This is a genomic window from Aeromonas sp. s5 (assembly GCF_040907865.1).
Classification (GTDB): Bacteria; Pseudomonadota; Gammaproteobacteria; order Enterobacterales; family Aeromonadaceae; genus Aeromonas; species Aeromonas dhakensis.
Genome location: NZ_JBFOCO010000022.1, coordinates 19,288 through 33,188, shown reverse-complemented (window position 1 = coordinate 33,188; position 13,901 = coordinate 19,288). Strand labels below are relative to the sequence as shown.

The window sequence follows — 13,901 nt, the reverse complement described above, 5'->3', positions numbered from 1 at the left end:
ATGGAGACCACACACGTGGATATCGCCGGGGTCGGCATCGGCCCCTTCAACCTGGGGCTGGCGGCCCTGCTGGACCGGCATCCCGAGCTGAGCGGGGTATTTCTGGATCGCAAACCGGCCTTCAGCTGGCACCAGGGGCTCCTGCTGCCGGGCACCACGCTGCAGGTGCCCTTCCTGGCCGATCTGGTCACCCTGGCCGATCCGACCCATCCGCTGAGCTACCTCAACTACCTGCACCGGCACGACCGGCTCTACCCCTTCTACTACTACGACCACTTCCAGATCCCGCGCCGCGAGTATGACCACTACTGCCGCTGGGCCGCCGAGCAGCTCCCCGGCTGCCGCTTTGGCGAAGAGGTGGTGGCGGTGCATTACGATGCGGGCAAGGAGCGTTTCTGCCTCGAGAGCTGCGACGCCGACGGCCAGGCCCGCCACTATCAGAGCCGTGATCTGGCCATCGGCATCGGCACCCGCCCGGCCCTGCCAGCCTGGGCGCAGGGGATCGATCATCCCAATCTGCTGCACTCCGCCGACTTCCTGCACGCCAGGGAGCGCCTGGCCGCCTGCCGCCGGGTGACCGTGGTCGGCTCGGGGCAGAGTGCGGCCGAGTGCGTGCTGGCCCTGTTCCAGACGCTCACGCCGGAGCGGGTGGCCGCCGGGGCGGCCATCCAGTGGATCACCCGGGCCCCCGGCTTCCACCCCATGGAGTACTCCAAGCTGGGGCAGGAGTGCTTCACCCCCGGCTACATGGACTATTTCCAGCGCATCCCGCGGGAGAAACGGCGCGCCATCGTGGCCGGGCAGGGGATGCTCTACAAGGGGATCAGCTTCGCGACCATAGGCGCCCTGTTCGACCTGATCTACGAGCGATCCATCGGCGGCCAGACACCCGGGCTGACCCTCTTCTCCAGCTGCAATCTGGAGGCGGCCGAAGTGCTGAGCGACGGCACCCTGCGTCTGACCTGCCACCACACCCAGCTCGATCAGCGTTGTACCCTCGAGGCCGATGCCGTGGTGGCCGCCACCGGCTATGCCCATGCTTGGCCCGCCTGGTTCGAACAATTGAAGGGCGAGGTGCTGGCCGTGGACGAACAGGGGGACTGCATAGTGCAGGAGGACTTCACCGCCCGCCGCGCCGATCGGGGCACGGGCCGGGTCTTCATCCACAACGCCGACATCTTCCAGCAGGGGGTAGGCTCGCCGGATCTGGGGCTAGGGCCCAACCGCAATGCCCGCATCCTCAATCAGCTACTGGGCCGCGCCCACTACCACCTGCCCGCCCGCACCACCTTCCAGCACTACGGTCTGCCGACCGACTGAGCCAAACAGTGAGCCCCCTTGCGGGGGCTCACGCCATCACACCTGTGGGGCTAGGGCCGCGAGCGGGCTGGCGGTACCCTCCCGCACCAGCTGTTCGAGCAACAGGTCAAGCAGGGCACAGAGAGTCTGTATCTGGGCCGGGCTGTAGCGACCGTCCCGGTAGGTAATGACCAGCCGCAGCCGCCGCTCATCGTCCAGCACATCCTCCATGATCTCGAACTGCAGGCCGAACATGGTTTCGGTCTTGTCCGCATCGATCTGGCGGTAGCGCAGCCCCTCGCCCGCCGGGGTCGGCAGACGGCCGTTGAGGGCGTTGCTGGCGTGGATCTGGATGTAGACGTCGAACAGCAAGCCGTCGGCTGGCGTCATGCCCAATCCCTGCTGGATCTGTTCGAGCGGCACATCCGCGTAGCAGAGTGAGTCGTTGATGGTGCGGGTCACCTGGCGCAGCAGATCGCCAAACCGGGTGGTCGGGGCAAACGACACCCGATGCGCCACCATGGTAGTGAAATAGCCCACCGAATCGAAGAAGGCCGGATCGGTGCGCCCCGAGGTCGAGGTGCCGATCAGGATCTCCTCGGCCTGACCCAGCTGGTGCAAGGAGAGGGCGATGGCCGTGTACATCAGGGTAAAGAGGGAGGCATCGTGGCCACGGGCCAGCTCATAGAGCCGGGCCAGCGTGCCCTCGGCCGGCTGCCACTCGTGCCAGCGGGCGGCCCAGGTTTCCCCCTGCAGGGGCATCACCGGCAAGGGAGGACGGCGGGAAGCCGGCACGGCGCCGTGCAGCAGACGGGTCCAGTAGGCCAGGTGCGTCTCGTTGATACCATCCGCCGCCTGCCGACGGGCAAAATCGTGAAACGCCGGCGCCGGTGCATCCCAGCGGGGGGCAATCCCGGCGGCGCGAGCCAGGTAAGCCTGGGCCAGCTCCCCCATCATCAGGTTGATGGACCACTCGTCCACCACCATGTGGTGCACCAGCAAGGAGAGCTGCTGGCGCCCCGTGGCCGGATCGCGCAGGAAACGGATCCGCAGCGGCAGCTCCCGGGTCAGGTCGAAGCGATGGGCCGCTGCGTCGGCCAGGGTCATCCCCTGCGACTCGGCACTGCCCCAGAACCAGCGATAGCCAGCCAGCTGATCGGCCGGGAGAATGCGTTGCCGCACTTCGCCATCCTGCGTCATGAACAGGGTCCGCAAACTGGCGTGGCGCTCGATAATATCGGCAAAGGCCTGGGCAAACAGGGACTCGTCCACCTCGTCAATAAAGTCGAGGGCAAAGGGAAGATTAAAAATGGTGCCAAAGTCGTGGGCTTCATAAGCCCGCCACAGAGAGGCCTGCGCCAGGGCGAGCGGAGCCGGTGCCCTGTTATTTTCCAAAACGACTTCCGGCAATGAAGCCTGCTCTGATATCACGGCCTTGCGTGCCAGAGCTGCTGCCGTCGGCGATTCGAAAAAGTCGTTGAAGCGGCACTCGATACCGTGCTCGCTCAGTAATTTCCCAATAATTCTGGTCGCCAGCAGGGAGTGACCACCATTATCAAAAAAGTCATCATCCGGTCCCATATCGGGCGATGACAAGGCACGGCGAAACTCCTCAAGAATAATCCGTGAAATATTCTTGCCGACATCATGAGCAGGGACACAAGAGGCTGGTGCGGCAATGCATGCCGGGGATGATAGCAGCAGCGGCGTTTGCCCGGCCTGGCCGGTAGCCAACCGATCGTAGTGCTGCTTCAACGCCGCCATCAGGGTCTGTGGCGAACCCTGTTCCGCAAGCACAGGATGCAACACCAAGGCCAGTGTCACACTATTTTCTGCGTTGATAATCAATGCCTTGAAAGGCGGCTGGCGTGCACTGTCCCAGGGGGCCTGCTGCACTCGCCGTACCAGCTCATCCACCTCCTCAGCCGCCAGACGATGAAATTCCAGACAGGGATACCAGCCATTTATCTGATATTTAAATAGATCGCCATCGGCACTGAAAAAATAACGGGCATTGAGTTCCGGCTGCTCCTTTATTAATAACTCAACACTCAATATCAACAGCGAAATATCAATATCGTCAGGGAGCGGCCAACACATCACCTGTTTAATTATCTGCTCGGGCTGCTGTTGTTGTAACAACCAGCAGCTCTCTTCATGGGCACTGACAGGCAGCTCAAGCAGCCCCTCATTATGGAATTGCAGCAAAAGCCATCTCCTTCTCTGTGGAAATATAACCCTGTGAATTACGTCTGTTTTATTTGAAATAACCACGGACGCATGCCCCTCCCCCCTAATTGGCGGGAAAGGCATTGCGATATATCGATGAACACGATACCGTGCAAATGATTAGCATAATGATTTTCATTCTCAAATAAAAATAACACGAGGTTCAGGAGAGAAATCGTGGAAATGGGCACAGGCTCCTTCCAGGCGCAGTTGCATCGTCTGTATCAGGAACATCACGGATGGCTCTGCTCGCTGCTGAGACGCAGGTTGGGCAACAGCTGCGACGCCGCGGATCTGGCACACGACATCTACCTTCAGCTGCTGCGCAAGGGACACATCCCCACGGCGGCCGAGTGCCGTCGCCATCTGATGCAGATCGCCAAGGGCAAGGTGATCGATCTCTACCGCCGGCGTGCGCTGGAGGCCCGCTACCTCGAGCAGCAGAGCTACCAGCCCGACGCTCAGGCCCCCTCGGAAGAGCTGCGCGCCATGCAGCGCGAGGCGCTGGGAGCCGTCGCATCGGCCCTGCAACGCCAGTCCCCCAAGATCCGCCAGGCCCTGCTGCTCTCCCGCCTCGGCGGCCTCGGTTATCAGGACATCGCCAGCCAGCTGCAGGTGTCCGTTTCATCGGTCGAGAAGTATATCGCCCAGGGCATGCAAAGCTGCCATCGCAGCCGGCCCGGCGGCGGCATCTGACCCGGATGGGGGAAATGAAAAGATTCATTTGAGGTTTTTTGTCCCCCATACGGAAAACCACAGAGATCCGGTCGCTCGTTGCGGCCACCATCACTTCACCGTGGAGAAATAGCCATGAAGGCAGACGATGTGCAGTGCCCCGAGGCCAATGCTGGCGGGCCCATCAGCCGCGTGCTGGCCCCCATTCGCGGCCACCTGATCGCCGCCGCCCTGCTGGCGGCCATCGGCGCCATGCTGACCCTGGTCCCGCTGGCCGGGATCGCCCACCTGGCGGGCCTGATGCTGGCCGATGCCGCCGTGCCAGGCGACGCAATCACCGCAGTGCTCGGGATCAGCCTGGCCTGCCTGTTTGGCGGCATGCTCCTGCTCAGCGCCGGCGATCTGGTGGCCCACCTGGCCGACAACCGCATCACCGGCCAGTTGCGCCAGGCCCTGACCCGGCGGCTGGCCCGGGTGCCCCTTGGCTGGTTCACCGCCCGCGCCTCGGGGGAGGTCAAACAGGCGATGCAGGACGACATCGGCACCCTGCACAGCCTGACGGCCCACTTCTACACCACCCTGGGCCGCTGCAGCGGCGCTGTGCTCATCTCCCTGATCTACCTCTTCGCCATGGACTGGCGGATGGCCCTCATCGCCCTCTCCCCCTTCCCGCTCTTCTTCCTGTTCTCCGCCCGCGCCCACCGCGCCAGCGCCGCCAACATGCAGCAGTTCGGCGCCGGCATGGCACGCATCAACAACGCCGTGGTGGAGTTCGTGAGCGGCATCCCCGTGGTCAAGGCCTTCGGCGTGCAGGGCCGGCTGCACACCAGCTACCGCAACGCCATCGATGACTTTGCCCGCGCCTTCACCGACTTCACCCGTCCGCTGGTCGCGGCCATGGCCAACGCCAACGCCATCATGGCCCCCGCCTCGGTCCTCGGGGTGGTGCTGGCCGGCGCCGTGGTGATGGTACGAGCGGGCGCCATGGCGCCGGCCGAGGTGCTGCCCTTTGTGCTGGTGGCGCCGGGGCTGTGCGCCCCCCTGATGCTGCTGAGCTACCTCAAGCACGATCTCGGCAGCGCCACCGCGGCCGCCGAACGGCTCCACGGCCTGCTCGCCACTCCGGTATTGACGGAGCCCGCCGCCGGCACCGGTTTGCTGCCGGTCGACAACACCCTGCGCCTCGAGCAGGTGAGCTACCGCTACGACGACCAGACCCCGGTGCTCAGCGAGCTGACCGTCACCCTGACCCCGGGCACGGTCACCGCCATCGTCGGCGCCTCCGGGGCCGGCAAATCGACTCTGGCCAGGCTGCTGCTGCGCTTCTTCGACCCGAGCGAGGGGCGCATCACCCTGGGCGGGGTGGACCTGCGCGATCTCGAGAGCCGCGAGCTCTATCGCCACATCGGCTTCGTGCTGCAAGAGGTGCGCCTGGTGCACGCCAGCCTGCACGACAACATCGCCCTCGGCCGCCCCGGCGCCAGCCGCCAGGAGGTCGAGGCCGCCGCGCGCCGCGCCAACATCCACGACCGCATTCTGGCCCTGCCGCGGGGCTACGACGCCGTGGTCGGTGAGGACGCCAACCTCTCCGGCGGCGAGCTGCAACGAGTCAGCATCGCCCGCGCCCTGCTGCTCGACCCGCCGGTGCTGGTGCTCGACGAGGCCACCGCCGCCGCCGACGCCGACAACGAGGTGAAGCTGCAACAGGCGCTCTCCACCTTCGCCCGCGGCCGCACCCTGGTCGTCATCGCCCATCGGCTCGACACCGTGATGCACGCCGACCGGATCCTGGTGCTCGACAACGGCGTCCTGTGCGAGCAGGGGCGCCACCACGAACTGCTGGCCCGCCGCGGCCGCTATGCCCATCTGTGGGAACAGGGGGGATACGACACTCCCACCCAGACCCATATCCCTCATCAGGAGGCCGTCTCCACATGCTGAACACCTTCCTGCGCCTGCTCGGCGACGACGCCGTCCTGCTGCGCCGCTACGGCCTGCTGGCCCTGCTCTACGGCCTGCTCTGCGGCCTGACCCTGGTCTGCCTCATCCCGGTGCTCACGCATCTGCTGCGGGCCGAGACCGACGCCGCCACCGGCTGGCTGCTGGTGCAGCTGATCGGCGTGCTGCTCTGCTGGAACCTGCGCCGCCGGGTGGAAAAGGCTGGCATCGCCGTGGGGATCGCGGTGCTGCGCACCGGCCGCCACGCCCTGGGCGAGCACGTGGGCAGCCTGCCCATCGGCTGGTTCACCCCGGCCAACACAGCCCGCCTCAACCACCTGGCCTCGCAAGGCATGATGGAACTGGCCCAGCTGCCGGCCCACGTCTTCACCCCCCTGCTCGGCGGGGTGATCACCCCGCTGGTGGTGCTGGTGGCCCTGTTTGCCCTCGATGTGCAGCTCGGCCTCATCGCCCTGATCGCCCTGCCGCTGCTGGTGGCGGTCTTCCTGCTCACCACCCGCCTAAACCAGCACGCCGACCAGACCTTCCACCAGCATGCCGCCGATACCAGCCAGCGCATGGTGGAGTTTGCCCAGGCTCAGTCGGTGCTGCGCGCCTTCAACGGCGAGCAGGGGGGCACCCGCTTCCTCGAGCAGGCCATCGCCCAGCAACAAGCCTCCGGCAGGCAGCTGATCCGGCTCACCGCCCTGGCCTCCGGGCTCAACGTCTGGGCAGTGCAGGCCTGCTTTGCCACCCTGTTGCTGGTGGCCGCCCAGCACCTGGGCGGTGCCGACAGGGAGAGCCTGATCGCCGCCCTGGTGACCCTGGTGCTCATCAACCGCTTCATCGATCCCCTGCTCGACGTGGCCGGCTACAGCGACGTGCTGCGCGGCGCCCGTGCCCAGCTGGCGGCCCTGCAGACCATGTTCGACTACCCGGCCCAGCCGCAGCCGGCCACTCCTGCTACCCCGCTGGATGGCTCAGTGGAACTGCGCGGGGTGCACTTTGGCTATGACCCGGCCCACCCGCAGGTGCTCAAGGGGGTGGATCTGGCGGTGGCGCCCGGCAGCATGACGGCGCTGGTCGGCGCCTCGGGCTCGGGCAAGAGCACTGTGCTGCGGCTCATCGCCCGCTTCTTCGACGTCGGCGAGGGGGCCGTGCTGGTGGGAGGGGTGGACGTGCGCGCCATGAGCGGTGAGACCCTGGCCAGTCACATCAGCCAGATCTTCCAGGATGCCTATCTGTTCCAGGGCACCATTGCCGACAACATCCGCATCGGCAAGCCCGAGGCCAGCGATGCCGAGCTGCTGCACGCCGCCCATCAGGCCGGGGTGAGCGAGATAGTCGAGCGCCTGCCGCTCGGGCTCGACACCCAGGTTGGCGAGGGTGGTGCGCGCCTCTCGGGGGGCGAGCGCCAGCGGATCGCCATCGCCCGCGCCCTGCTCAAGGACGCCCCCATCCTGCTGGTGGATGAGGCCACCGCCGCGCTGGATGCGGAGAACCAGGCCGCCATCACAGAGACGCTGGCCCGGCTGCGGGGCAAACGCACCCTGATCGTCATCGCCCACCAGCTCTCGACCGTGGCCATGGCCGATCAGATAGTGGTGCTCGACGCTGGCATGGTGTGCGAGCAGGGCCCCCACGCCGTCCTCAGCCGCCAGCCGGGGCGCTATGCCCACTTCCTGGCGCAGCGCGCCAGCGCCAAGGGGTGGCGCCTGACCGGAGAGGACGCGTGAGGGCGCTCCTGCTGCCGGCGACCCTGCTGGTGCTGGCCGCATGCTCCCTGCTGATCGGGGCGCGCCCCCTCCCGCTGGCGGAGCTCTTCGCCGGGGATGGCCTGCTCACCCTCACCGCCAGTCGCCTGCCGCGGCTGGCGGCGGTGCTGTTGACCGGCGCCGGGCTGGCGGTGGCCGGCGTCATCCTGCAGCAGATAGTGCAGAACCGCTTTGTCGAGCCCGCCACCTCCGGCGGGCTCGACGCCGCCAAGCTCGGCATCCTGATCGCCCTGACCCAGCTGCCCGCCGCCGGCACCACCGGCCGCATGCTGGTGGCGCTCGCCTTCTGCTTTGCCGCCAGCCTGCTGTTCATCGTCATCGTGCGCCGCATCCGCTTCAAGAATACCGTGCTGATCCCGGTGATCGGCCTCATGTATGGCAGCGTGCTGAGCGCCCTCGCCGAGTTCTACGCCTACCAGCACAACATACTGCAGAGCATCCAGGGCTGGATGCTGGGGGATTTTTCCAAGGTGGTCGAGGGCAACTACGAGATCATCTACCTCATCCTGCCCATCACCCTGCTGACCTATCTCTACGCCCACCGCTTCACCGTGCTCGGCATGGGGGAGGAGGCCGCCGCCAGCCTGGGGCTCGGGTACTCGGCCACCGCCACCCTCGGCCTGCTGCTGGTGGCGGTCACCGTGGCCGCCACCGTCATCACGGTCGGCGCCATCCCCTTCGTCGGGCTGGTGATCCCCAATCTGGTGGTGCTGCGCCACGGCCAGCACCTGAGAAAGACCCTGCCGCTGGTGGCCCTCTACGGTGCCCTGCTGCTGCTGGCGTGCGACCTGCTGAGCCGGCTGCTGATCCACCCCTTCGAGGTACCCATCGGGCTCACCGCCGGCAGCCTCGGCGGCGTGCTGTTCCTGCTGCTGATCCTCTGGCAGCGCCGATGAGAGAGACTCTTATGCGTTACGGGATCTGGGGGCTGCTGGCCCTGCTCGCCGCGACCTTTGTGCTGTTCGGGTCGGATCTCGACACCGGCTACATCATCCCCCAACGGCTGCTGCGCCTGGCCGCCATCACAGTCGCCGGCGTCTGCATCGCGGTCTCGGCCATCAGCTTCCAGACCCTGGCGGGCAACCGAATCCTGACCCCCGCCATCATGGGGTACGAGGCGGTCTATCTGCTGCTGCAAGCCCTGCTGGTGCTGCTGCTCGGCAGCCAAAGCCTGCTGCTGCTCGGGCGCGAGGAGAACGGCGTGCTGTCGCTGCTGCTGATGCTGGGGTACTCGGCCATCATCCACCGCTGGCTGTTCCGGCCCGGGCAGACCGATCTGTTCCAGCTGCTGCTGACGGGGCTGGTACTGACCATGGTGTTTGGCACCCTGACCCAGTTTGTCCAGCTCAAGACCAGTCCGGGGGAGTTCGCCATCCTGCAGGGGTTCGGCTATGCCTCGTTCAACCGGGCCCAGCCGCTGGAGCTGCTGATGGGGGGCGGCCTGGTCGCTCTGGTCTGTCTCGTCATCGCCCGCCGCCAGGCCGAGCTCGACGTGCTGGCGCTCGGGCGCGAGCAGGCCAGCTCGCTCGGGGTGGATTACCGGCGGGCGGTACGCCTGCACCTGGCGCTCATCGCCGTGCTGGTGGCCGTCTCCACCAGCCTGGTCGGCCCCACCGCCTTCATGGGGGTGTTCGTGGCCAACATCAGCTATGCCCTGGCGCGCACCTTCCGCCACCGGGTCACCCTGCCGCTCGGCTGCGCCATCGCCATCGCGCTCTTCATCCTGGCCCAGTTCCTGGTGGAGCAGATCTTCAACTACCGCACCACTGTCAGCATCCTCATCAACCTGGTGTGCGGCACCTACTTCCTCGCCCTGATGGTCAAAACCAGAGGATCGCCATGATCTCCCTCGAACAGGTTCACCAGCGCTACGGCGATCGCACCGTCCTGCGCGACATCACAGTCGACTTCCCGGCCGGTCGGGTCACCTCGCTGATCGGCCCCAACGGCGCCGGCAAGAGCACCCTGCTGATGGCCATGGCCCGTCTGCTGCCCATCAGCCAGGGGCGGATACGCCTGGGGGACACCGACCTGCACCGCTTCACCGCCCGTGACTACGCCAAGCGGGTCGCCACCCTGCGCCAGTCGCCGGACGTGGGGCTGCGACTGACGGTCGACGAGCTGGTCGCCTTCGGCCGCTTCCCCTACAGCCAGGGCAACCTGACCCGGGAAGACCGCATCGCGGTCGACGAGGCCATCGACTTTCTCTCCCTCGCCCCCTTGCGCCGGGCCTACCTCGACGAGCTGAGCGGCGGACAGCGGCAGCTGGCCTACCTCGCCATGACCGTCGCCCAGCAGACCGACTGCCTGCTGCTCGACGAACCCCTCAACAACCTCGACATGAAGCACGCGGTACAGCTGATGCAGGCGATCCGCCGCCTCAGCGACGAGCAGGGGCGTACCCTGATCCTGGTGGTGCACGACATCAACTTCGCCGCCAACTATTCCGATCACATCGTCGCCATGAAGGGGGGCGCGCTTGCGGGCAGCGGCCCGGTCGCCGAGATGGTCACCCCGGCCAACCTGGAGGCGCTCTACGACCTGCGCTTCGACATACTGCCGAGCCAGCGCGGCCTGCTGTGCAACTACTTCAACCCAACCCCGTCTGGAGAATTGTTATGAGGATCAATACGCTCACCGCCGTGCTGCTGGCCGCCATCGCAGGGCTCACCGGCTGCGACGCCCCCAGGGAGCAGGCCACCACCGGGGCCGACGGCACCGTGGTCACCGTGACCCACCAGCTCGGCACCACCCGGGTCGTCACCCCGCCCAAGCGGGTGGTGGCCTTCGACATGAGCGAACTCGATACCCTGGATCAGCTGCAGGCTCCAGTGGCCGGCATCGCCAAGGATTACGTGGCGCACTTCCTGCAGCGTTACCGGGACGACCCGGCCGTGATGGACGTGGGCACCACCATCCAGCCCAACCTGGAGCGGCTGCACAAGCTCAAGCCGGATCTCATCCTCATCTCCCCCCTGCAGGCCCAAAGCTACGAGGCGCTGAGCCAGATAGCCCCGACCCTGCACTACGACATCGACATGACCAACCGCGACGGCCACATCCTGGAGGCCGCCAAGGCCCACCTGCTCACCCTCGGCACCCTGCTCGGCCAGGAGGCGCTGGCCAAAGAGAAGGTGCAGCAGATGGACGCCAAGATCGCCGAGGTGCAGGCGCTGACGCGGGATCGCCCGGAAAAAGCGCTGATCGTGCTGCACAACAACGGCGCCTTCACCGCCTTTGGCACCCAATCCCGCTACGGCTTCCTGTTCGACACCCTGGGGGTCAAGCCGGCCGGATTGGAGCGGGACACCGGCATGCACGGCCAACCCATCTCCAACGAGTTCATCCAGCAGGCCGACCCGGACATTCTGTTCGTCATCGACCGCACCTCCGTGATGGAGCGACGCACAGCCATCGACGCCAGCACCCTGGACAACCCGCTGCTGCGCCAGACCAAGGCGTGGCGCAACGGCAAGGTACGCTTCGTCGACCCCGAAACCTGGTACCTCTGCACCGCCAGCTTCACCTGCCTGAACCGCATCGCCGACGAGGTGATGGCCGCCTATCGCAGCTGATCCCCCGTGCCCGGCCAACGCCGGGCATCAATACGCAAATGAGAGTTATTTTTATTTGAGGGTTTGAGAGTGTCATCCGGAAAGCATAAGGAGACAAAAACGCACTCCTCACCCTGAAAGGAATCCTGCATGCAGACATTGCACTCATCCTCCCTTGCCGTGCCGCGCCACGGACTCTCCCGCCTGACGCTGGCCATCCTGGCCGGCCTGCAACTGGGTAGCGCCTGGGCCGCCCCGGCTCCCCGTGAAGAAGCCCCCCCCCGTCCCGACGAAGTCGTGGTGGTGGAGGGTCGCAAAGCCTATGCCGGCGGCCAGGTCGCCGCCGACAACCGGGTCGGCCTGCTCGGCAACAAGCCCTTCCTGGAGACGCCGTTCAACACAATCAGCTACACCGAGGAGTACATCGAGGATCGCCAGGCCCAGGACATAGGCGCCGTGGCCGGTGCCACCAACCCCTCGGTCTATGTGCCGAGCAAGCGCAGCCTGTTCGAGACCTTCTACATCCGCGGCTTCAACACCAACGCCAACGACATCACCTTCAACGGCCTCATCGGCATGGCGCCGAACATGCGCAGCTCCACCGAGATGGCCGCGCGGGTCGACGTGCTCAAGGGGCCCTCGGTACTGCTCAACGGCATGCCGCCGGATGGCAGCGTGGGCGGCAACATCAACATAGTGCCCAAGCGCGCCGGCAAGACCCCCCTGGCCAAGGTCACCGCCAGCTATGAATCGGACGACCTCGGTGGCGTGCACCTGGACCTGGGTCGCCGTTTCGGCGACGAGCAGCAGTGGGGGGTACGCTTCAACGGCGTCTATAGGGACGGGGACACCGCGGTCAACGACCAGCAGCACAAGATGGAGCTCACCTCGGTCGGGCTGGACTGGCGTGGCGAACGGGCCCGCGCCTCGGCCGATCTCTACCGGCAGCACGAGCGGGTGGACGGGGTGAACTACTTCGGCATCTTCTCGGTCGCCAGCCAGGTGACCCAGCTGCCCGAGCCCAAGCGTGGTGACTACTCCCTGGCGCCGGCCTGGGCCTATACCATCAACGACACCAAGGCCGCCGTGCTGCGCGCCGAATATGATCTGACCGACAACCTCACCGCCTTCATCGCCTGGGGCCAGCGTGACGGCGGCTACAGCGCCCTCATCACCCGCAACACCCTGCTCAATGACGCCGGCGACATCAATGCCATGGCGGCCCGCTCCGAGCGGGACGGCACCCAGCGCTCCGGCGAGGCGGGCCTGCGCGGCACCTTCGGCACCGGCCCGGTCGATCACGCCTGGTCGCTGGCCGCCACCCGCTACACCTCGGAGCAGACCTTCCGGGACAAGATTTTCTTCAACCACGCCATGACCAACTACGACCGGCTGGACTTCGGGCCCGCGCCGGATCTCGCCGGGTACGGTGCCGTCACCTCGCGCAGCGAGGCGACCCTGGCGAGCGTGGCGCTGGTCGATACCCTCTCCTTCCTCGATGGCGACCTGCAGTGGACCCTGGGGGCCCGCCGCCAGACGGTCGAGAGCAGCAACTTCAACGGCAGCGGCGACCAGACTGCCCGCTACGAGGAGAGCCGGGTCTCGCCCGCCACCACTCTGCTGGTCAAGCTGCGCGACGATTTCGCCGTCTACACCAACTACATCGAGGGGTTGAGCCAGGGGGGCGCGGCGCCGAACACCGCCAGCAATGCCGGCGAGATCATGAAGCCCTATCAGACCAAGCAGTATGAGGTCGGTGCCAAGCTGGATCTGGGCCACTTCGCCCATACCCTGAGCCTGTTCCAGATCGCCAAGCCGAGCGCCTACACAGACCCCAGCTCCAACGTCTACGGGGTCTACGGGGAACAGCGCAACCGCGGCATCGAGTGGGATCTGTTCGGTGAACTCACCCCCGAGTTGCGCCTGCTGGGCGGGGCCTCCTACACCCAGGCTGAGCTGACCAAGGCGCTCAACGAGAGCAACGTCGGCCACCAGGCCACCGGGGTGCCCAAGTGGATGGCCAAACTCGGCGCCGAGTACGATCTGGCCGCCGTGCCGGGGCTGACCCTGACCGGCAACACCCAGTTCATCGGCGAGCGGTTCGTCACCGATGACAACCGCCTCTCGCTGCCCTCCTACACCACCTTCGACCTGGGGGCCCGCTACACCATGCGGATCGCCGATCACGCCCTGACCGTGCGGGCCACGGTGCAGAACCTCACCGGCCGCGACTACTGGATCGGCTCCTGGTCCGGCGGCGACGGCAGCGGCCTCTCCGGCGGCCTGGGGGCGCCACGCACCTTCCAGCTCTCCACCTCGCTCACCTTCTAAGCAGCAGAAAAGCCATTGTCAAAATGGCTTTTCTTTTATGTGCCTCGGATGCCGGCCCGGCCGGCTTGCGCCAGATCGGATTTTCACGCCGCACCGACAG

10 protein-coding genes are annotated in these 13,901 nt (G+C 66.3%); 9 read left to right on the top strand and 1 reads right to left on the bottom strand.

Going from position 1 to position 13,901, the window contains the following annotated elements:
* Positions 1-15 precede the first annotated feature (15 nt).
* Entirely contained in the window at positions 16-1,320 is a 1,305-nt protein-coding gene (gene basC, locus AB5Y94_RS11935) for a putative histamine N-monooxygenase (protein WP_368205696.1), read from the top strand.
* A gap of 36 nt (positions 1,321-1,356) precedes the next feature.
* Here the strand turns inward: basC and AB5Y94_RS11930 are convergent, their stop codons facing one another.
* Positions 1,357-3,063, bottom strand: a complete 1,707-nt coding sequence (locus AB5Y94_RS11930; RefSeq protein ID WP_368205694.1) for a condensation domain-containing protein — start codon at positions 3,061-3,063, stop codon at positions 1,357-1,359.
* A 648-nt stretch (positions 3,064-3,711) separates the two neighbouring features.
* Between AB5Y94_RS11930 and AB5Y94_RS11925 the strand changes: the two genes are divergently transcribed.
* From AB5Y94_RS11925 to AB5Y94_RS11890, 8 genes are all read left to right on the top strand, one after another.
* Entirely contained in the window at positions 3,712-4,224 is a 513-nt protein-coding gene (locus tag AB5Y94_RS11925; protein WP_043170526.1) for a sigma-70 family RNA polymerase sigma factor, read from the top strand.
* A gap of 114 nt (positions 4,225-4,338) precedes the next feature.
* Positions 4,339-6,144 carry an ABC transporter ATP-binding protein gene (locus tag AB5Y94_RS11920; RefSeq protein ID WP_368205571.1) on the top strand — a complete coding sequence of 602 codons (1,806 nt, stop codon included), beginning with the start codon at positions 4,339-4,341 and terminating at the stop codon, positions 6,142-6,144.
* Entirely contained in the window at positions 6,138-7,877 is a 1,740-nt protein-coding gene (locus tag AB5Y94_RS11915) for an ABC transporter ATP-binding protein (RefSeq protein ID WP_025202487.1), read from the top strand. Before AB5Y94_RS11920 ends, AB5Y94_RS11915 begins: the two co-directional genes overlap by 7 nt.
* The gene (locus tag AB5Y94_RS11910; RefSeq protein ID WP_017764943.1) at positions 7,874-8,812 is read left to right on the top strand and encodes an ABC transporter permease; all 939 of its coding nucleotides are present in this window, start codon (positions 7,874-7,876) and stop codon (positions 8,810-8,812) included. The genes AB5Y94_RS11915 and AB5Y94_RS11910 overlap by 4 nt, the downstream gene beginning before the upstream one ends.
* 11 nt (positions 8,813-8,823) lie before the next feature.
* Complete coding sequence (locus AB5Y94_RS11905) at positions 8,824-9,759, top strand: iron chelate uptake ABC transporter family permease subunit (protein ID WP_277988288.1); 936 nt, start codon at positions 8,824-8,826, stop codon at positions 9,757-9,759.
* On the top strand, positions 9,756-10,538 hold the full coding sequence (locus tag AB5Y94_RS11900) for an ATP-binding cassette domain-containing protein (RefSeq protein ID WP_319871631.1): 783 nt from the start codon (positions 9,756-9,758) through the stop codon (positions 10,536-10,538). The genes AB5Y94_RS11905 and AB5Y94_RS11900 overlap by 4 nt, the downstream gene beginning before the upstream one ends.
* Positions 10,535-11,491 (top strand): siderophore ABC transporter substrate-binding protein, encoded by a 957-nt coding sequence (locus tag AB5Y94_RS11895; RefSeq protein ID WP_368205570.1) that lies wholly within the window; start codon positions 10,535-10,537, stop codon positions 11,489-11,491. The genes AB5Y94_RS11900 and AB5Y94_RS11895 overlap by 4 nt, the downstream gene beginning before the upstream one ends.
* Before the next feature lie 129 nt (positions 11,492-11,620).
* Positions 11,621-13,801 carry a TonB-dependent receptor gene (locus AB5Y94_RS11890; RefSeq protein WP_368205569.1) on the top strand — a complete coding sequence of 727 codons (2,181 nt, stop codon included), beginning with the start codon at positions 11,621-11,623 and terminating at the stop codon, positions 13,799-13,801.
* Positions 13,802-13,901: the final 100 nt, after the last annotated feature.